This window comes from Robertkochia marina, from assembly GCF_004799345.1.
Classification (GTDB): domain Bacteria; phylum Bacteroidota; class Bacteroidia; order Flavobacteriales; family Flavobacteriaceae; genus Robertkochia; species Robertkochia marina.
In genome coordinates this window covers 224145-244028 of the sequence record NZ_SSMC01000004.1, presented here as the reverse complement: position 1 = coordinate 244028, position 19884 = coordinate 224145, and the positions used below count along the sequence as shown (strand labels likewise).

General features: G+C 45.0%; 18 protein-coding genes. 3 read left to right on the top strand and 15 right to left on the bottom strand.

Annotated elements, in window-relative coordinates:
- Window positions 1–3 precede the first annotated feature (3 nt).
- The 6 genes from E7Z59_RS14820 to E7Z59_RS14795 all read right to left on the bottom strand — a co-directional run bounded on the left by E7Z59_RS14820 (window position 4) and on the right by E7Z59_RS14795 (window position 7742).
- Window positions 4–699, bottom strand: a complete 696-nt coding sequence (locus E7Z59_RS14820) for a DUF3291 domain-containing protein (protein WP_136337134.1) — start codon at window positions 697–699, stop codon at window positions 4–6.
- Window positions 700–704: 5 nt separating this feature from the next.
- Window positions 705–1271: a TlpA family protein disulfide reductase gene (locus E7Z59_RS14815; protein WP_136337133.1), complete on the bottom strand. Its 567-nt coding sequence runs from the start codon at window positions 1269–1271 to the stop codon at window positions 705–707.
- Window positions 1272–1985: 714 nt separating this feature from the next.
- Window positions 1986–4256, bottom strand: coding sequence for an aconitate hydratase (locus tag E7Z59_RS14810; protein ID WP_136337132.1), 2271 nt, complete (start codon window positions 4254–4256; stop codon window positions 1986–1988).
- 180 nt (window positions 4257–4436) lie between these two features.
- Window positions 4437–5390, bottom strand: a complete 954-nt coding sequence (locus E7Z59_RS14805) for an AAA family ATPase (RefSeq protein WP_136337131.1) — start codon at window positions 5388–5390, stop codon at window positions 4437–4439.
- Window positions 5391–5396: 6 nt separating this feature from the next.
- Window positions 5397–6821 carry a peptidylprolyl isomerase gene (locus tag E7Z59_RS14800; RefSeq protein WP_136337130.1) on the bottom strand — a complete coding sequence of 475 codons (1425 nt, stop codon included), beginning with the start codon at window positions 6819–6821 and terminating at the stop codon, window positions 5397–5399.
- Window positions 6822–6872: 51 nt separating this feature from the next.
- Window positions 6873–7742, bottom strand: a complete 870-nt coding sequence (locus tag E7Z59_RS14795) for a peptidyl-prolyl cis-trans isomerase (RefSeq protein WP_136337129.1) — start codon at window positions 7740–7742, stop codon at window positions 6873–6875.
- 139 nt (window positions 7743–7881) lie between these two features.
- Here E7Z59_RS14795 and E7Z59_RS14790 point away from each other — a divergent pair, with 139 nt between their 5' ends.
- Both E7Z59_RS14790 and E7Z59_RS14785 read left to right on the top strand, forming a co-directional pair.
- Complete coding sequence (locus E7Z59_RS14790) at window positions 7882–8340, top strand: SRPBCC family protein (protein WP_136337128.1); 459 nt, start codon at window positions 7882–7884, stop codon at window positions 8338–8340.
- The gene (locus tag E7Z59_RS14785; RefSeq protein WP_136337127.1) at window positions 8327–8557 is read left to right on the top strand and encodes a hypothetical protein; all 231 of its coding nucleotides are present in this window, start codon (window positions 8327–8329) and stop codon (window positions 8555–8557) included. The genes E7Z59_RS14790 and E7Z59_RS14785 overlap by 14 nt, the downstream gene beginning before the upstream one ends.
- A gap of 46 nt (window positions 8558–8603) precedes the next feature.
- Here E7Z59_RS14785 and E7Z59_RS14780 read toward each other — a convergent pair whose 3' ends face one another.
- Together E7Z59_RS14780 and guaB are read right to left on the bottom strand one after the other, a co-directional pair.
- A complete protein-coding gene (locus E7Z59_RS14780; protein WP_136337126.1) occupies window positions 8604–9155 on the bottom strand; it encodes a fasciclin domain-containing protein in 552 nt (183 codons plus the stop codon).
- A gap of 158 nt (window positions 9156–9313) precedes the next feature.
- The gene (gene guaB, locus E7Z59_RS14775) at window positions 9314–10786 is read right to left on the bottom strand and encodes an IMP dehydrogenase (RefSeq protein WP_136337125.1); all 1473 of its coding nucleotides are present in this window, start codon (window positions 10784–10786) and stop codon (window positions 9314–9316) included.
- Window positions 10787–11069: 283 nt separating this feature from the next.
- Between guaB and E7Z59_RS14770 the strand changes: the two genes are divergently transcribed.
- Complete coding sequence (locus E7Z59_RS14770; RefSeq protein ID WP_136337124.1) at window positions 11070–11315, top strand: hypothetical protein; 246 nt, start codon at window positions 11070–11072, stop codon at window positions 11313–11315.
- 25 nt (window positions 11316–11340) lie between these two features.
- Here E7Z59_RS14770 and E7Z59_RS14765 read toward each other — a convergent pair whose 3' ends face one another.
- The 7 genes from E7Z59_RS14765 to E7Z59_RS14735 all read right to left on the bottom strand — a co-directional run bounded on the left by E7Z59_RS14765 (window position 11341) and on the right by E7Z59_RS14735 (window position 19882).
- The gene (locus tag E7Z59_RS14765; protein WP_136337123.1) at window positions 11341–13767 is read right to left on the bottom strand and encodes a TonB-dependent receptor; all 2427 of its coding nucleotides are present in this window, start codon (window positions 13765–13767) and stop codon (window positions 11341–11343) included.
- On the bottom strand, window positions 13748–15127 hold the full coding sequence (locus tag E7Z59_RS14760; protein WP_136337122.1) for an HTTM domain-containing protein: 1380 nt from the start codon (window positions 15125–15127) through the stop codon (window positions 13748–13750). The genes E7Z59_RS14765 and E7Z59_RS14760 overlap by 20 nt, the downstream gene beginning before the upstream one ends.
- A 65-nt stretch (window positions 15128–15192) precedes the next feature.
- Complete coding sequence (locus tag E7Z59_RS14755; protein ID WP_136337121.1) at window positions 15193–16317, bottom strand: imelysin family protein; 1125 nt, start codon at window positions 16315–16317, stop codon at window positions 15193–15195.
- A 34-nt stretch (window positions 16318–16351) separates the two neighbouring features.
- Window positions 16352–17548, bottom strand: coding sequence for a DUF4856 domain-containing protein (locus tag E7Z59_RS14750; RefSeq protein WP_136337120.1), 1197 nt, complete (start codon window positions 17546–17548; stop codon window positions 16352–16354).
- A gap of 134 nt (window positions 17549–17682) precedes the next feature.
- Complete coding sequence (locus tag E7Z59_RS14745) at window positions 17683–18555, bottom strand: hydroxymethylglutaryl-CoA lyase (protein ID WP_136337119.1); 873 nt, start codon at window positions 18553–18555, stop codon at window positions 17683–17685.
- Window positions 18546–19208, bottom strand: a complete 663-nt coding sequence (locus tag E7Z59_RS14740; RefSeq protein WP_136337118.1) for an HAD family hydrolase — start codon at window positions 19206–19208, stop codon at window positions 18546–18548. The genes E7Z59_RS14745 and E7Z59_RS14740 overlap by 10 nt, the downstream gene beginning before the upstream one ends.
- Before the next feature lie 47 nt (window positions 19209–19255).
- Window positions 19256–19882, bottom strand: a complete 627-nt coding sequence (locus E7Z59_RS14735; protein WP_136337117.1) for a LysE family translocator — start codon at window positions 19880–19882, stop codon at window positions 19256–19258.
- Between the last annotated feature and the right edge of the window lie 2 nt (window positions 19883–19884).

Below are 19884 nucleotides of genomic sequence, written 5' to 3'. Positions count from 1 at the left end.
TTTTTAAAATTCAAAAGTTTGACCATTCAGGCTGCCTTCAAAGCGATAGGGTTGAAAACGGGAGAAGAGCTCTTCTCGATACCATCCAAACTCGCGGGTGTACTGAATGGCTTTTCGATGCTCCTCACTATGATAGGCAAAGTTCTTCAGGTCGTCTTCAGACTCCCAAATACTAAAGGTAGCCATTTGTGTTACCGGCCATTCACCAATGCCCTTGGTATACAGTAATCCACCGGCATCCTGAAGCGGTTGTTGCGATCGGGGCACATACCTCCAGAACCTGCGCAGGAATTTCTTCTTGATCGTTGCCCTGGTAATAACGGCCACCATTGAATTTTGAGGATCCGGATCAGGGTGTTTGCGAAAGGGATTCCCTCCTGACCAGGAGCCATGAGACTTTATACTTTTGAGATAAATAATTGCCATTTCATCTGTCTTCTCCCGGTATCGTTTTACCAGCGAAGCTTTTTCAAAAAAGGCATCTGCCGCTGCCTCCTCCTCCCAAACCTGGAGCAAGGCATAGGTAGACCAGTCGGGCCTCGGATCAAATCCTTCCCGACCACTTCCCATGAGTTTATAGAACTCACATCCGGAAACCTTTTTCAGGTGTTTATGTGCAAATTGCATCATCCAGAATGCCCACAACCGTTGCTTGTAGCCCGAGTACCTGAAAATGGTTAATGTGGAGATCTGGTTCATAAAATTTACCGGGCATTAATAAGATCATCCAGGAGCGAGCGCACCGTGTCGGAATTCCAGTCGGCTACCCCAACCTTTGATACCCTTATACCTCCATCGCGGTCTATGATGTAGGTAGCCGGCACACTTTGCGAATATAATTTCTCCGGGATCTTACTCAACGGATTATATACCGGAAGGTCAAAACCTCGTTTTACCAAAAACTTTTTGATGGTTGCCTTATCCTCCTGGCTTACGAACATAAAGGTCGCCCTGTCGCCGTATTCAGTATATAATTCCTGTAAAGATGGCATTTCTGCAATACAGGGAGGACACCAGGTGGCCCAGAAATTGATCACGACGACCTGTCCCTTCATATCACCAAAATAGGCTCTTTGTCCCGACATGTCTTCCAGGATCCATTCATAATCAGACAATCGCTCTGTTTCCTCCACAGATTCAACCGAAGGTGAGAATGCTATCAACCGGTGAATAAACACCTTAACCGGGGTGCCCAGGGGAGTAAATAATAACACACCCATTACCACTAAGAACAGAAGGTTGGAAATTTGTTTCCTGTCAAGTTTCTTCATGAAAAATTAATTATCCGCACAGCGAAAATACACTTTTATATGTTCTCATCAGAAGCCTTAACTTCTCCTTAAGGTGGAGGTCTCTCCAGGAAGTGTCCTTTCGAGCCTGCCTTTCGGCAGACAGGGTGTTTGAAATTTAATTTCTTGTGAAGTGGGATGACGATTCACATGGCTTTCATGGTAAAATAAAACGACCCCATCCGGTTTTGCTCTGCAAAACTCCAGCGCGCCATCTGGCTCCTTCGCTAAAAACAGCCGCTGGCTGTTTTTTTTAAACGCTCGGCCCTCCCTCTCAGGGGAAGGTGGATGTACCGAAGGTACAACCGGAAGGGGTAGTCTATTCCTTCACGTCTGATTCTATTTAAGCATTGCGTCAGCGGCAGGTTATGAAATTTGATCCCTTGTGGAGGAGGATGATGTACCTAATGCTCTCCGAAGTCTGCGACTTCGGAGTATTATGAATACCCGGAATTAGCTACTCTGAAAGTCATGCCTCCTGACCTGTAAAATCAGATTGACCCTGGTCAGGAGACCAGAACAATAGTTCCACAAAGTCACAGACTTCGCGGAGCTTTAATTAAGAAGTAAAATTGCCTGCCGTAGGAAGGGGAGCAATCGAGCATAGGAGTACAGGTTAGGAAACGAGAGTTATTCCATAAAAAAAGCCTCTTCTGCAGAAGAGGCTTTTTAAGAATTTATCTATTCCGAATACCATTAAGCATTCTGAGCCTTGATCAGGTTCAGCGCCGAACCGGCCTTGAACCAGGCGATCTGCCCGTCATTATAGGTATGGTTTACTTTGATGGTATCTGTTGATCCATCAGCGTGAACCAACTCCAGGGTTAGCGGAGTATCGGGTGCGAAAGATTCCAGATCGATGAAGTTAATAGTATCATCTTCCTGTATCTTATCGTAATCATTTTCGTTATCGAAGGTCAACGCAAGCATTCCCTGCTTTTTCAGGTTCGTCTCGTGAATACGTGCAAAAGACTTCACCAATACAGCGCGTACGCCCAGGTGACGTGGCTGCATGGCAGCGTGCTCTCTTGAAGAACCTTCCCCGTAGTTATGGTCTCCCACTACGATGGTTGGAATTCCTTTTTCCTTGTAAACACGCTGTGTATCCGGAACCCCGCCATACTCTCCGGTAAGTTGATTCTTAACAAAGTTTGTCTTCCCGTTAAATGCATTTACTGCTCCGATCAGGGTGTTATTCGCGATGTTATCCAGGTGTCCGCGGAAACGCAACCATGGTCCTGCCATAGAGATATGGTCAGTGGTACACTTTCCTTCTGCTTTGATCAATAATTTAGCTCCGGTAATATTCTTACCATCCCAGGGCTTGAACGGCGCCAGCAATTGAAGTCTTTCAGATTCTTCTGAAACAACTACCTGTACTCCGCTGCCATCTTCTGCAGGGGCAATATACCCGGCATCTTCTACAGCAAATCCTTCCGGCGGCAATTCATACCCTCTTGGCTCATCAAGCTTCACCTCTTCTCCATCTTCATTGATAAGGGTGTCGGTTATCGGGTTAAAGTCAAGTCGACCGGAAATTGCGATGGCGGTTACCAGCTCCGGAGACCCTACAAAAGCAAGGGTATTAGGGTTTCCGTCGGCACGCTTTGCAAAGTTACGGTTGAATGAGTGAACGATGGTGTTTCTGTCCTGCTCTGAAGCATCACCCCCATAACGATCCCACATTCCGATACATGGCCCACACGCATTGGCAAATACCGTGGCCCCGATATTGTTGAAGGTATCAATAAACCCATCTCTTTCAATGGTATATCTTACCTGCTCTGAGCCGGGTGTGATCGTAAAGTTCGATTTCGTTTTCAGCTTTTTGTCGGCTACCTGCTTGGCCAGGGAAGCTGCTCTTGAAATATCTTCATAAGAAGAGTTGGTACAAGATCCAATAAGTCCGTACTCAACTTTTAATGGCCAGTCATTCTCTTTGGCGGCCTCTCCCATTTTAGAAATAGGGGTAGCAAGGTCCGGAGTAAAAGGCCCGTTCAGGTGTGGCTCCAGCTCATCGAGGTTGATCTCTATCACCTGGTCAAAATACTGCTCAGGATTAGCATACACCTCAGGGTCTGCGGTCAGGTAATCTTTTACTTCATTAGCAGCATCTGCCACATCAGCTCTTCCTGTTGAGCGCAGGTAACGGTCCATAGACTCATCATAACCAAAGGTAGAAGTAGTAGCACCTACCTCAGCTCCCATGTTACAGATGGTTCCTTTTCCGGTACAAGACATAGAGGTAGCACCTTCTCCGAAATATTCAACGATAGCACCTGTACCACCTTTAACGGTAAGAATACCGGCAACTTTCAGGATCACGTCTTTTGGAGCGGTCCATCCGGAAAGCTTTCCGGTTAGTTTTACCCCGATCAGTTTCGGAAACTTCAGCTCCCATGGCATCCCTGCCATTACGTCTACCGCATCAGCACCACCAACTCCAATGGCTACCATTCCGAGTCCACCGGCGTTTACGGTATGAGAATCGGTACCGATCATCATCCCTCCGGGAAATGCATAGTTTTCCAAAACTACCTGGTGAATAATCCCTGCACCCGGTTTCCAGAAACCAATGCCATATTTATTTGATACTGATTCCAGAAAATCAAACACCTCATTACTGGTCTCGTTGGCACGCTTCAAATCTGCATCGGCTCCAACTTTTGCCTGGATCAGGTGATCACAGTGTACGGTAGTAGGTACTGCCACTTTAGGCTTTCCGGCATGCATAAACTGCAATAAGGCCATCTGAGCCGTCGCATCCTGACAGGCGATCCTGTCCGGAGAAAATTCCACGTAATCCTTTCCTCTCTGGTATACCTTCTCCGGCGTACCATCCCAGAGGTGGGTGTAGAGTATCTTTTCTGATAAGGTCAGCGGCTTCCCTGTAAGCTTACGTGCTTTATCAACACGTTCCGGCATAGAAGCATACACCTTCTTGATCATATCAATATCAAATGCCATATTCTGTATTTTAATTATTTTTCAAGTGTTGCGAAAATACAAAAAACAGAAGGATATTTAAAGTATTCGAGATAACATTGAACAAACTTCAAGAAACCTTGTAGTTTTATTCCGATAGTTTAAAACTTGATAATTTTTAGAAGGCAGAAATAATATATTCTTAAAAATCGGGCCTTATAATCAAAGAAGTGAATTGATGATCTGCTCTACAGAAATACCTTCGGCCTCAGCTTTGTAGTTTTTCAGCACCCGGTGTCTTAGAATTCCCAGGGCCACCTCTTTTACTTCGGCAATATCGGGAGCGTATTTCCCTTTGATCAGGGCCATAGCCTTGGCAGCAAGAATCAGATTCTGAGAAGCTCTTGGTCCGGCTCCCCAATCAACATAGGTACTGACCATCTCAGGAGCCTTATCGCTGTTGGGTCGTGTTTTTCCTACCAGCCCCACTGCGTATTCCACCACATTATCAGACACAGGTATTCTCCGCACCAGATGTTGAATCTCAACGATCTCATTGGCCTTAAATAACGGGTTTATCCTGTATTCCTTATCGGCAGTGGTGGCCTTTACCACGGCTACCTCCTCTTCGTACGATGGGTAATCAAGCTCTATGGCGAACATAAACCTGTCAAGCTGGGCTTCAGGAAGCGGATAGGTACCTTCCTGCTCAATGGGATTCTGGGTGGCCAGAACGAAGTACGGGAGGTCTAGCTTATAATGCTCACCCGCTACCGTTACTGCTCTTTCCTGCATGGCTTCCAGCAGGGCCGATTGGGTCTTGGGAGGGGTTCGGTTGATCTCATCTGCCAGAATGATATTGGCAAACACCGGCCCTTTGATAAATTTGAATTGCCGGTCCCGATCCAGAATCTCACTACCCAGAATATCACTGGGCATCAGATCGGGTGTAAATTGTATACGTTTGAACTCAAGGCCCAGGGCCTTGGCGATGGTATTGACCATCAGGGTTTTTGCCAGTCCGGGTACCCCTATCAAAAGGGCGTGACCTCCGGAGTAAATAGCCAGCAGGATCTCGTCGATCACCTTTTCCTGCCCGATTATAACACGGGCGATCTCTTTCTTAAGAGCCTGGTGTTTCTCTACAAGATGCTGAGCAGCTATTACGTCTGACATAGGGAATTACTTTTTCAACCAGTTATTGCTAAAATTACAGCCCTGGTAGGAAGGACTAATACTAATATACGTATCTTTTATCTTTTCGTCCATCCATTCTTTGATCTGGTTCAATTGCTTTTCTTTTAAAGCCAGCTCCTTGATCTTTACGTAGTCCTGAATATAATCAGCCTGGTGGGCTTTGAAACGCTGGTTGACCTTAATGATCTTGTAGTAAGACCCCCCTGTTTCTGTTTCCCCGAGGATAGGCATAGAAATGGTATTCCCTTCCAGCGGACTCACCTGGCTGTATAGCACAGGATCCATTTTAGTCAGTTCAAATCGGGTACTCATATCCTGAGGGTTTCTCAAAACTCCTCCGTCAAATTTCGTTTCCTTCTGGTCAGAGAAATTCTGAGCTGCTTGTTCAAAAGTGAACTCGCCCTGGATGATCTTTTCCCGGATCTTCTCCAATTCTTCACGTGCTTCTCTCAGGTCTTCATCAGATACCTCAGGGATCAACAGAATGTGACGTACATCGCGCTCCTGCCCTCTTACCTTCTCCAGGTAGATAATGTGATATCCGAACTGGGTTTTAAACGGTTTGGAGATCTGTCCCGGTTTCAAGCTGAAGGCTACGTCTTTAAATTCTTGCACGAAGGGAGAACTTTTTTTGATGGAGTATACCCCGCCGTTCTGTACCTTCCCGGGATCTTCTGAGTACAAGGTTTGCTTAATAGCAAAGCTCGAGCCATTCTCCTCAACATCTCTTTTAATATTCTTCAAACGATCAATGACCTTTTGCACCTCTGCTTCTGATGGTTCCGGCTGCTTAACGATCTGTGCGATCTCAACCTCATCACCAAAATAAGGACGGTCATCTTCAGGAAGGGCATCATACCACTCGCGAACCTCCTCAGGAGTGATCTCTACCTCTTCTACTACCTTACCCTGCATTCTCATGGAAAGCTGGGCATTCTTGATGATCTCAAAAAGCTCATCGCGCAGATCCTTTTCTGAATCCTTGTTATAGAATTTCAACACCTTTTCCATGCTTCCCAACTGCCCGGTAAGCTGCGACATTTGGTTGTCTACATAAGAGTATACCTCCCCATCTTCAACAACCACACTATCCTGTATAGCCTGGTGGGTATACAGCTTGTTCTCCATCTGGTTTCCTAAAACTTCACAACGGGAAATACTGTTTACATCTACCCCCTGTAATTCCATATCGATATACTGCTTCTCGATATCAGACTCCAGGATCACAAAATCACCCACTACTGCCGCTACACCATCGATCTTTTTTCGTTCCTTCTTCACCTGAACGGTATCAGCATCTGCTGTCATTCCCTGATAGTCTCCGGCCATGGCCAAAGAATCAGACTCCTGGGCATACGTAAAAGCGTTTACCAAAAGGGCCAAACCGGTAGCAATAATTGTTCTTTTCATAGGTTATTATTCACGCTGTAAACCCTGTTTCAAGGCAGGGTTACAACATCATTATTTTAATAGTTCAAATTCGTTATCACGTGTTGCCTCCTCCAAAAGCTCCTGCTCCAGCTTACGGATATATTCGAGTTTTCGTTTGTTCAGCAGAATCTTCTTAATGGCGGGTTCAACATAGTCTAAAGGTGGTGTTTCTGTACGCTTTAACACCTCTTTCACGGTGACCAAATATACCCCTAAAGAATCGGAAAGCTCAAAGAATTGTGATTTTTTTAAATATTGATCCTTGTTCTCAGGAGTGATCATCGGGATCTTTTTAACCACCTCTGCCGTTCTTACCCACGAGGAGTCATTTAAGGAATAAAACTTAAACTTCAGGGCGGTTTCGCGCAATCTGTTAACATCTTCCTCCTCAAACCTCCTGAAGGCCTCACGGATCTCCTCAAGACCGGTAAAGTCTTTCGGTAAACTGATATATCGCAACCTCAAAAGGTCTTCGTTCAAACGAAAGTTCTGCTTGTTATTCTCATAGTATTCTTCAAGCTCCCCGGGTCCAACTACCGTATCCATACTCTGATTCACCAGGGCTTCTTTATAGGCATTGATATAGAGATCGGCCCGGTATTTTGATACCAGTTGCTCAAATTCCTGTTGCTTTTCTTCAGAGATATTGATACGGGCGCGTTCGAACAACAACTGATCTTTTGCCCATTCGTTGATGTAATTTGCCGAAACTATAGCACTGTCTTCCGCCGTGAGGCCATTCCCCAAAGAGTTGTTCACCTCATCTTCAAGCAAATAGTTCTCTCCCACGCGGGCCACCGCACCCTCTGCCTCGGCAGAATTCATATAAGTGCACCCTGTGATTAGCGACAATCCCAGGAAAAAGGAAAAACCAATGCTGTATTTCCGATATGTTTTCATAGTAGAGGTGTATCCGGGCAAAAATAACAATTAAGGTAAACAATACAAGTGAACCTTTCACCTAAAATAACGCTTCTGTAAATGAGCAGGCTCGATTTTTTTGTACATTCAAATCACTGTAAATCAATCTCCCTCACCTATGAAGTATGAACTCCATGTTGATATTGAGAAACCGGCCATTGATGTGCTGGAGATCATGCTGGATCCCGACAATATGAAATACTGGCAACGAGGATTCATCAGCATTACCCCTGTTAAGGGCCGGGCTGGAAAAGAAGGTACTACAAGTATATTGAAATACCGTTTTGGCAACCGAAAAATGGAATTGACAGAAACCATCACCAAGGTAAACCTTCCGGAAGAAATTCATATGACCTACCAAAGCCAGGGCATCATGAACATTCAGGAAAATTATTTTACAAAGACCGATAAGGGCATCCGCTGGACCACTGTTTCAGAATTCAAATTCAACAGTATCTTCATGAAGTTTATAGGCCTGGTCAGACCGGGAGCCTTCAAGGCACAAAGCCTAAGATATATGCTCGATTTTAAACACTATATGGAAACAGGAATACCCGTAACCAATGAAACGCATTAAATTTATCTGGGATTTCAGGGGGCCATCAGGCCTCCATACCGCTCAACACCACCAAATACATCTTCGGGAGTTCTGTGAGCTCGAAAAATTAACGGAGTGCGATACCGGGCATGAAGCCATCAATGAGGCACATGCGGTGGCCTACCTGATCGCTGCAGACAAACACCTGGAGCTGGTAAGAGATCGCCTGCGACCCCACCGTGCCGTCAGAGCATAAAAAAACCATCCGGGCGGATGGTTTTCTTTTTAAAATGTCTTGAGAATTATGGCATCACCACGGTATCAATAACATGAATAATTCCGTTTGATGCTTCCACGTCAGTCATCACCACTGTTGATCTGTTACCCTGGGCGTCGGTTAGAATTACCTTCCCATCTTCCAGGCTGGCGGTCAACTCTCCTCCCTGAACGGTTTGGATCATAAACGATCCTCCAGAAGAGTTAATAGCATTGATAACAGCTTCGGCATTATATTCTCCTGCCACCACATGATAGGTTAAAATAGAAGTTAATTGCTCTTTGTTTTCCGGCTGCACCAAACTTTCTACAGTTCCTTCCGGTAGTTTACCAAAGGCATCATTGGTAGGTGCAAATACTGTAAATGGCCCTTCTCCACTAAGTGTTTCCGCTAATTCAGCGGCTTGTACAGCAGTTACCAGGGTCGAAAAATCGGCATTGCTGGCAGCCACTCCCACTACGGTCGCAGAAGCTGCGCTCTCCTCAGTCCCGGCATCTTCATGCTGAGCATTTACAGACAAGGGTACCAATACGGTTAAAACTAAAGGGAGCATCAGTGTTTTGAATAATTTTTTCATTGATTTCATAATTTTTATTTGTGTAAAGCTATGAATTTCAATGGGTTATATCGAATTATTTTGTTTAAAAAATGATTAAAAAAGTTAAACGCAATGTTAAGACATAAAAAAAACACCCCAATAACGGGGTGTTTAAGCTATTTATATACGATACCGGTTTATCGGCTGTAGTTCGGTGCTTCCTTGGTAATGGTCACATCGTGAGGATGGCTTTCGTTAATACCACTTGCTGTGATCTTCACAAAACGTCCGTTCTCTTTCAGATCGTTGATATCTTTTGCTCCGCAATATCCCATACCGGCTCTCAAGCCTCCGATAAACTGATGCATACTTTCTACCAGTTCTCCTTTGTAAGGAACGCGTCCTACGATACCTTCCGGCACCAGTTTTTTAAGGTCATCTTCCACATCCTGGAAATAACGGTCTTTACTTCCTTTGGTCATGGCCTCCACAGACCCCATACCGCGATATGACTTATACTTACGTCCGTCGAAAATAATGGTTTCTCCCGGAGATTCCTTGGTTCCTGCCAGGAGCGACCCCAGCATCACCGTATCGGCTCCCGCAGCAATAGCTTTGGGTATATCTCCGGTATAGCGTATACCTCCGTCAGCAATGACCGGCACCCCACTTCCTTTAATGGCCTGGGCCACCTCCAGCACTGCTGAAAATTGAGGGAACCCAACCCCTGCAACAACCCGGGTGGTACAGATAGATCCGGGTCCGATACCGACTTTCACAGCATCAGCTCCGGCTTCAACCAGGTACTTAGCCGCTTCCGGTGTCGCAATATTACCCACTACCACATCGAGGTCAGGAAAACTCTTCTTCACTTCTTTTAATATGGTAACCACGCCTTTGGTATGCCCGTGTGCTGTATCAATAACCACGGCATCTACCCCGGCGTTTACCAGGGCTTCCGCCCGTTGTACGGCATCTGCAGTAACACCTAAGGCAGCTGCCACTCTTAACCGTCCGTACTGATCCTTGTTGGCAATAGGCTTTTGGGTAAGCTTGGTGATATCTCTGAAGGTTATAAGACCGATAAGTTTATTGTCCTTAGCCACCACAGGCAGCTTCTCGATCTTGTTTTCCTGAAGGATATCTTCGGCATCAGCCAGCGAAGTACCTTCGGCAGCAGTCACCAGATTTTCACTGGTCATCACCTCCACGATAGGACGGGAATTGTTCTTTTCAAATCGAAGGTCACGGTTGGTCACGATCCCTTTAAGAAAGCCGGAATCATCTACGATCGGAATACCCCCGATACTGTGCTCCTTCATACTGTTCTTCGCGTCCTTCACCTTTGCAGTCATAGGCAAGGTAACCGGATCGATGATCATACCACTCTCAGCTCTTTTTACCTTTCGAACATGAAAGGCCTGCTGCTCTATGGTCATATTCTTATGCAACACCCCGATACCACCTTCTCTGGCCATGGCAATAGCCATGTCACTCTCTGTAACCGTATCCATAGCGGCGGCAACAATAGGAACGTTGATCGTAATGTTTCTTGTAAACTTGGTCTGAATGTTGACCTCCCTGGGAAGTACTTCCGAGTAATTCGGAACGAGGAGTACGTCATCGTAAGTTAAGCCTTCACCTACAATTTTGGCATCGTGTGCTTTCATATGCAACTTCTAATTTAGTTGCACGCAAATATAAAGCATTTTACCCACTTGTTCATACACTTTCAAAGTTTTAAAGATTCCTTAACCCCGGGGTGTAAACAGACCTGATTCGCGATCTGATTCAAATGGCAATCGTTCGTAGTTTTCTACTTCAATTTCACCAGTATCCCGCAGGGAGTTACACTGAAAACAACACCGAAAAAACCATTTGAAACCTGACTATCAGGTGCTTACGCCCTAAACATCACTTTACAATTACATATCTTTACCAAAACAAAGCGTTATGGCCATTCGATTAGCAAGTAATTGTACCAACTGCTCAAACCTTAAAAATGACTCCTTATGTACCTTGCATAATATTCCTGTAACAGGAAGACATACCTGCGACAGTTTTATGATGCGTGCAGAGGTAAAGAACGTCATGCAGTGCCTGACATGTATTCGTTACCATAAAGAAGACTGCCCACATCCGAAGCAAGCGGCACCTGAAATGCTATGCGCTGACTGGGCACCAAAGGCAACAGCATGAAAGAAGAACTTCCGGGATAGACGGATCACAATTTCACCTGGAAAGATACATACCAATTTCTGGGCGCAGAAGGTATGATCCCCGGTCCGGGATACCCGGTTGCTCTCCGGGTAAAATAAATATTATCAAGAAGGTTATTCACTCCCGTCTCCAGTTTAAGGAACCGGTAGGTATATGACAGCGATACATCCAGTATATCATAAGCCGGGATCTCTCCTATCACTCCGCTAATATTAGCTGCCACAGAATTGGTGGCATCGGTAAATTGGCGGGAGAGGTAGGTATATTGAACATTTGCTCTCAGGTTTCTGTATCCGAACTGCATCCCTGTTTTAAGGTTTACATCGGGTACAAATTCCACTTGGTTTCCTTCAATGCCGGGCTGCTCAGACCTGGTATATTCTGATCGTATCATTGCCAGGTTCAGGAAATAACTCCAGGAGTAGTCACCACCCCATCCTGAGAGTTTTGCAAGATCGGTTTCAAATAAGGATTCCAGCCCCAGCATTACGGCGTCTCCCACATTACCGCGTTCGCTGATCACCCGTCCATCACTCAAAGCCTTTTGAACAAAACCTATACGGTCATTGTAGAACATGGCAAAAGTACTCAGGTCATAACTTAAGACCCCTTTGTAATTACCTCTCAGCCCAACATCTACCGTATACCCCCTCTCATCAGTAATATCAGGCGATACGGCAAAGGCCGGATTATTAATATTGATATCGGAAAAAGTTACAGAGCGGTAATTCTGTGATATATTGGCATAGGCCTCAAACAACCTTGAAGGTTTATAACTAAACCCGACTCCCAATAAAAGGAAGTCTCTTTCAAAATCCCTGTTGTCTTCAACGGTTTCCTCAAAGATCACATTACCGGCTGCATCAGTATTTATACGCTTGAAGAACCCTTCACTTTTCGTTCTTATATATTCAAGACGAAATCCCGGGGTCACTGAAAATTGGTCGCTCAGATAAAAAATATGCTCTCCAAACCAGGCCAGGTTCAAATTGGGCAGATCAAATTGAGACTGTTGCGGATAATTGGGGAAATCGTCTTCATAGAACCTGAAATCAGGGCCGGTCCCATCACTCCCGGGACCTTGTTTCTGAAAGTTATCCGCATTGTAGAATTTTATTCCCGTCAGAAAAGTTGCCTTACGGTCTAACAGGGTATAATTACTCAGGAATCTTGACTCAAAACCATAATTCTTAAAGTCTCCTTGTATGAGATCCCGCTCCGTACCCGGATCTACCTGATCTACCCTGTTGGTTCGAAAACCAAGCGCATACCTGGAAGCATCGAGTCCAAAAAAGTTGAAGGTAAAATTGGTGTTCTCAGAAATAGCATGGTCCAGCTTAAGGTTGTACAAAAACCAATCTACCTCAAACCAGTTTCTGCTTCTGTTACTTTGAAACGGATCCTGCTCGAACATCAGATCGGTAAGCCCCCCTCCCTGTTTTGCCAGATAGCGCAGGTAGGTAACCTCACCGGACAGGGTGGTCTTTTCGCTGAGATCATAACCCAGGTAGGCGTAGACATTTTTAGATTCGAATTCAGAATTAGGCCTGAAGCCATCGCCTGTTTTGTAATTAAAGAAGGTATAGTAATGCCATTTATCTGCTGAGCCGCTTACACTGGTAAAATTAGTGTAGAGTCCATAGCTTCCCGTGGTATTCCTGGTAATTACCTCCAGGGGTTTATCTGCTACAGGCTGCTTCATCTTAAAGTTCACCAGCCCCCCAAACTGGGTACCGTACTGTAAGGAGGCCGCGCCGCGAACTACTTGAATTTCTTCTATACCTTCGGCAGCCGGAGAATAATAACTTTCAGGATATCCCAATACGTCGGCACTGATATCGTAACCGTTCTGCCGGGTATTAAAGTTAGAGGTACGATTAGGATCCAGGCCACGACCTCCAATGTTCAACTGCAGGCCGGCATCGTCATTCTGGTAAATATTTAATCCGGCCACCTTGCTGTAGATCTGCCGGGCATTGTTGGTAGCCAGGTTGGCCATTGATTGGTCTACCAAAACCACCTCGGTCTTCTTACCTGCATAGATGGCTGTGCCTTCCACATCTTTCAATCGGGATAGTTCAAATACCCTTTTTCTGCGAGCGGTTACCTCTACCTCGGTAAGTGCAACTGTAAGGGTCTCAAGGAGAATATTCAACTCCTTATCCTGGCCGTCCAACAAAAGGACCTCTTCTTTGATCTCATGGGCATAGGATAAGAATATCAGGGTTAGTTCCGTTTTTGTGGTGGTGAAACTATAATAACCTTCGGCATCAGAGGAAGTCAAAAGCCCCCTGGCCTTGTCATAAACCTCTACAAAAGGCAGGGGCTCACCATTTTCAGCGTCGGTGATTCGCCCTTTCACCTCCACCTGGGAAAATACTGAGGTACTGATCAAAAATAAAACTAGAAACTTAAAGGCCTTTGATCTCATCTTTAAAAGGGATTATCCAATCTTTATGTTTAAACGATTCTTTCTCTTTATAGAGGTCTCTGTCCTCCTCTACAAAAGGAGTGCTTTTTCTTCCGTTCAGGGCCACATAACTCCTGGCGTATACCTCAACGTTCTGATGTCCCTGTGCCTTAAAATGATCGCCCAGGTAATGAGCGTATTCCAAAATAAAGTCGGGTTGAAAACTCATTTGCTTTTCCTGAAAAGAGGTTAAAAAATCGGTGTTATCAACCTCAAATGATTTCCCCGTCTTCCCGTCTACAATGGTAAAGGTGGTATACCCAACCTTATCCATCAGCATGACGCGCCATGAGAACCGAAAGCCCTCTTCGGTCCAGAACAGTTCACCCGGATAGAGTAGATATCGAAAAGGCAACAGCAATTGGATAACAAAGAACACCATCAGTAGGGGTTTTATCAGCTTCTCCTGTAATATCGGTAAACGGTACTCGGGAATAACCTGTAATGGAGGAGTGGGACGCTTTCGGCCTAATGCAGTACCTATACGCTTCACGATTTCCATGATCCTATGGTGCACCCCCGCGTCAAAGAATATCAGGGCAGAAACGATCATGATATACGGAAACATACCTATAGGAAAAAGCACTCGCGTAAAAACATGAAAAAATACGACCAGGGCAAAAGCAAATAGCCGGGTTCTTTTATAAAGCAGTAGAAACGGGATCGCAAGATCGTAGATCATTCCTGCCCAGCTCATCGCAAAATTAAACCATTCCTGCTGCAACAGGCTGTCTCCAATAAGCGGGAGATCAAATTTAGAGGGCAGCCAGATCTTAAGAGGCATGGCGCGAAAAAGCCAGTCTGAATTTATCTTGGCCAAACCGGCATAAAAATACACAATGCCCAGCATTAACTTAACGGCATCTATGTTCCAGGCCGGTACCTTCAGATAGAGTTTCCCCTGTCGTTGGGCATCCAAAGAAAAGCGGGCCGCAGCAGGTAGAAAAAACAACAGAAAGCTGAGAAGACTTATAAAGTAATAGTGATTTAAATAGGTGGTTTTATCCATCAATTCGATGTAGGTAAAAGACAGAAAAAACAGCAGCACCGACCATTTGTAGCGGTATCCCAGGGCAATGCCAAGGGCAGACAATGCACAAAGCAGGAAGATAAGATAGGTATAGGCTCCCGGCACCCTGACCCATTCAAAGCCGTAATAGGTGAAATGAAATTCAGGCTCGAGGTAGAGTTTTTCTATCCACCCATTAGCCCAGAATCGCAGGACACTGAGAAACATCATGACCCCAAAGAACATCCTGAAAACCACCAGGGGAGCCACATCCGTTTGCTTGCGGAAATATGTATTCAGATCAATACCCATATAAACAGGAACCCCCGGCAATCGGCCGGGGAATCCAAACTTTTTATTCTAATACTTTACCAGGATCAATCACCATCTGCATCTACATAATCGATGGTAATATTCAACTTTTGTACCATATCCACTTTAAGGAGTACGACCGCCTTTTGCAGCTCATCGTAGGCCTTTGTCATCATGGTATTATCGGTCTCTATCTGTCTTGAGAAATTATCGTCAAGGGTCTGGATCTGCTCTCGTGCAGTATTCAATTGTTGGTTGATGGCGGCGCTCAGATCATCACCCCCCTGAAGCTCTCGCAGATAATCCAGGTAAGCCGTGAAACTGCTTCCGGTACCTGAGGTACCATACGATTTACCGTTAAAGAAATCCTGTACTGCATTCAAGGCATTTAAGGCAAGGGTTTTTGAAACCTCAGTACTGTAATAGGCTTCTACCTTTTCCGGAAAGGGAGTAGCAGAGAAATTCCCGGCAGGAATACCGAACTTATTTGCTCTGAGTCCTTTCTCATAATAAAAAATGAAATCGTTGGTGAGTTTGTTTACAGATCCGGTAGCATTGTTGTTCAGGTTAGCCACAAAGGTATCACGGTAATTCGACCTCCAATCTTCAAGTACTTCTCCGGTCAACGCTAACATTTCATCAGTAACATCAGATAAATACTTCCTGGTCCCTTCTGCGCCTTCTGCGGTGGTATATCGGGCTAATATTTCAGCATCGTCTGCACCCAGTCCGTGCAGCAGATAATCCATCGCCGGAAACCCTACTGCATCATTATTGTTCACACTTCTGAGATCGTAGGTTCCTGTGGCGATATTACTTTCAATATCAGCAACAGTAACAGGGTAAATATTCATTTGGAAAGCATAGAACATGGTTTCTGCCTGCCCTATATTAAACATCTCAACATATTGCCAGGTCTTATACGCTTCCAGCCATTGTTCTCTAAGGGCAAACAGGGTTGCCTCTCCGGGTTCGGCTACAAAATCATCTTTAGCTGCAGAGAGTGCTGTTAATTCGAGTTGCAGGTCTTCAAAAGCCGGGATGATAATATTGTCTGCCCAGTGCTCCAGCATGGCCTGACGATCAAAATTATCAGCAGGCTGTGTTCCTCCATCCCCATCACTACTGCTGCTACACCCTACAAGAGCCATAAAGACTGTTATAATCGTGATACCTTTGATAAAATTCATAACTAACATGTATTTAATAGATCCTTTTAATCTTTTATAGTGCCTCTGCTACCGTAAAATCAAATCTGGAAGCGATCTCTGAAGCCATCGACTCAAGGGTGGCTGCATCAACATCCCAAAATCCGTTGCCGGCCATAAGGGTTTCCAGGTATGCATTGACCTCTTCACTGGTAAAATAAGGAGCATTGGTGCCGGGCATCCTGGTAAACTGAAGGCTGTAAATAAATCCGAATCCTTCCGATAGATCATGGAAGGCCGCTCCCATATCACCCGCCTGCATAGCGTCTTTACCATACTCGAGGTAGTAAACCGCTCTGATAGCAATGATCTCAGAGATCTTCTCGCGAATAATATTTGCCTGAATATCGCGCAGTTCATAATCCTTATCGGTGATGGCTTGACGCCCCAGGGCAAAAGCATCAAAGATCTCATCGGCAATACCTGCAAAATCCTCATCTCCTTCTACCCGACCAAGGTATTTACTAAGGAAGGAGTCTTCACCTAATCCGGGATTGGCCGGACTTGCAGAAGTACCGTAAAGATAACCGTAAGCCTCATCCCATTTATGTTCCATGGTGGTATATGACTTGCCCTCTTCGGTAATACCGGCATTGTTATTCTCTATATTGCTTCCTTCGTCAAGCACAGAAACACTCAGGTAATTATTCAACATCTGATCGGTCATTAAAGCTCCGATCAAACCTTTAGCAAAGGCCTGGTCATACTCCAGCCCTTTCGCATTTACATATCGGGTAGCCCCACCGCCGGCTTCCTGGATAAAACCGGGAACATTTGGAGCCGCCTCCTGCTGCCAAACGGGATAAACCTCCTCAACCTGGGCATCGATCCAGCCTTGAAAATCGGACTTGATCTGGTTGGAAAGGGTTGTATTTGTAGAGAAAAAGTCTCTGGACGCAGCAGTTTTACTATATATGTTCTTGTCCGATGAATTCAGTTCAGTAGAACTAAAATCAGCATCACCTTCTGCATGGGTAAACATAGCAGTTAAGGTTGCCGCATCTTTTGCCGGGTCAAGCAATCCGGCAATTAATTCTTCAGCCATCAGGATCCTGGTAGTTTGCCCGCTAAAGCTCACCGTTGAGGCACCGTTTCTGGTAAATTCGTAAGATGCAGGTGCTTCAATACCGCAATTATCACAAGCATCATCATCATTTGAACAAGATAAAAGAGTCAGGGAAAGAGCCGCAGCTCCAAGTATATATTTACGCATATTTATTTAGATTAATTACAAATAACAAAATTATCTGTGCGCAAAAATACAGAACAAATTGGGGTTGAAAAAACTTATTTAGAATAAATTCAAATAAAAATAACTAATATTCCTAACAGTTATGATAAGATCAATTAATAATAGTTGGTAAAGATCTTTAAGGCTTCATTGTAGGCACTTTCAAAGCTCATAGCTCCGACATTGGTATCGGCTTTTACCTTGTTAAAATAGGAGATCAACTTCTCTGTCGGCATATTACCTGTAAGTTCATCCTTAGCCATCGGGCAGCCTCCGCGCCCTTGTATGGCGCCGTCAAATCTGCGGCATCCTGCCTTATAGGCGGCATCTGTTTTTTCAAACCAGGAATCAGGGGTGGTATGCAAGTGAGCCCCGAATTCCATTTTCGGATAGGCCGGGATCAATTGAGAGAAGAGGTATTCTATAACTTCAGGAGTTGAGCTCCCTACCGTATCTGATAAAGAGAGGATCTTTACCCCCATCTTATAGAGACGTTCTGTCCACCGCCCTACGATCTCCACATTCCAGGGGTCTCCGTAGGGGTTTCCGAATCCCATTGACAAATAGGCCACCACCTCTTTCCCCGACCTGTCGGCTATCTCCAGGATCTCCTCTAACACCTCAATACTTTCGTCTATGGTCTTATGGGTATTCCGCATTTGAAAGTTTTCAGAAATAGAAAAGGGATACCCCAGGTAATCGATCTGATCAAAATAGCAGGCATCGTTCGCCCCCCTTACATTGGCCACGATGGCGAGCAACTTACTGGAGGTGGCACTAAGATCCAGCATTTCCAGCACCTCAGCTGTATCACGCATTTGCGGTATCGCCCTTGGTGAAACAAAACTCCCGAAATCAATAGTATCAAAACCACATCGAAGCAAGGCCTGTATATAAGCAGCCTTTTTCTCGGTAGGAATAAAATCACGGATGCCTTGCATGGCATCTCTAGGGCATTCTATGATCTTTACTTTATCCTTTAACTCCATAGCTTTCGTAGCAACTTCTCATTGAGCTCATCAAAATGATCGATCTCGATATGAGCCGCAGAGAGGTCTTGATTTCCTGAATCCGGATTGCGATAACCAATACATTGCATGCCGGCCGCCAAGGCCGCTTTCACCCCGTGGGCACTATCTTCGATCACCCAGAAATCAGCCGGATCTGCTCCATATAATGCACTCACGCGAAGAAAAATATCCGGAAAAGGTTTACTTCTGGGCAGATCTTCCCCGCTAACCTTATGATCGAGCAAAGAATCGATCTGCAGACGTCTTACGAACTCATTGATCAGTTTCACAGGAGAAGATGAAGCCAGGGAACAGCGTATATCTGAATTCCTTACCCTTTCTAAAAACTCCGGCATTCCTTCCGGCTGAGGGATAGTGCGACTCTCCAGCATCTCAAAAAACACCTCCATATGATAATTCATTAAATTATCGGTAGATTGCTTTAAGCCGTGATCCTTAACAGCCTTTTCCCAAATGGCCCGGTTAGACATTCCCACCAGACTGTTGTAATAGGCACCGGTCATCGGAAGGCCTTGAGACCTGAATACCGCCTCCAAAACCTCCTTATGAAAAGGCTCACTGTTAATTAGTACCCCATCCATATCGAAGATGAGAAATCGGTCTTTACCCATAGTTTCGAGATTCGATCAAAGATAACGAACCTCTACCCTATTAGCAATTAATTTTCTGATAGTAGAATAAAGAAACCTATCAATACAAAAACAATGATCTGTGCCCATTTCAGCACAAGGCCACTCTTACGGTGCCCGCGAAGATATCCTGATATCTTTCCGGCCATAACAGCTATCGAAGAAAAGATCACTGCTGAAACAATAATGAAGAGACCTCCAAGGATATAGAACTGCCAAACAGTATCGAGTTCTTTACTAAAGAGAAATCCCGGAAAGAAGGCTAAAAAAAAGATAGAAACTTTAGGATTCAGGACATTCATAAAAAAGCCCTGAACAAATAAGCCTCCGGGGGATTTCTTTTTTACCCGGGCCGAGTTCAGGTCAATATTCCCGTCACTTTGAAACACCTTCCATGCCAGAAAGAATAAATAGCAGGCACCGAAGATCTTTATCGCCATGAATAACCAGGGACTTTGTTTGATCACTGCTGAAACGCCAAAGGCTACCAGGGAAGTATGAATGATACAACCTGTCATCAACCCGGCTACGGTTGCCAGACCATATTTAACACCATGTACCAGGCTTTGCAGCAACACATAGATATTATCGGGCCCCGGAGAGATGGCCAGTATACCCGAAGAAAGGATAAAGGCGTAAAGGATCTCGGTATTCAAGG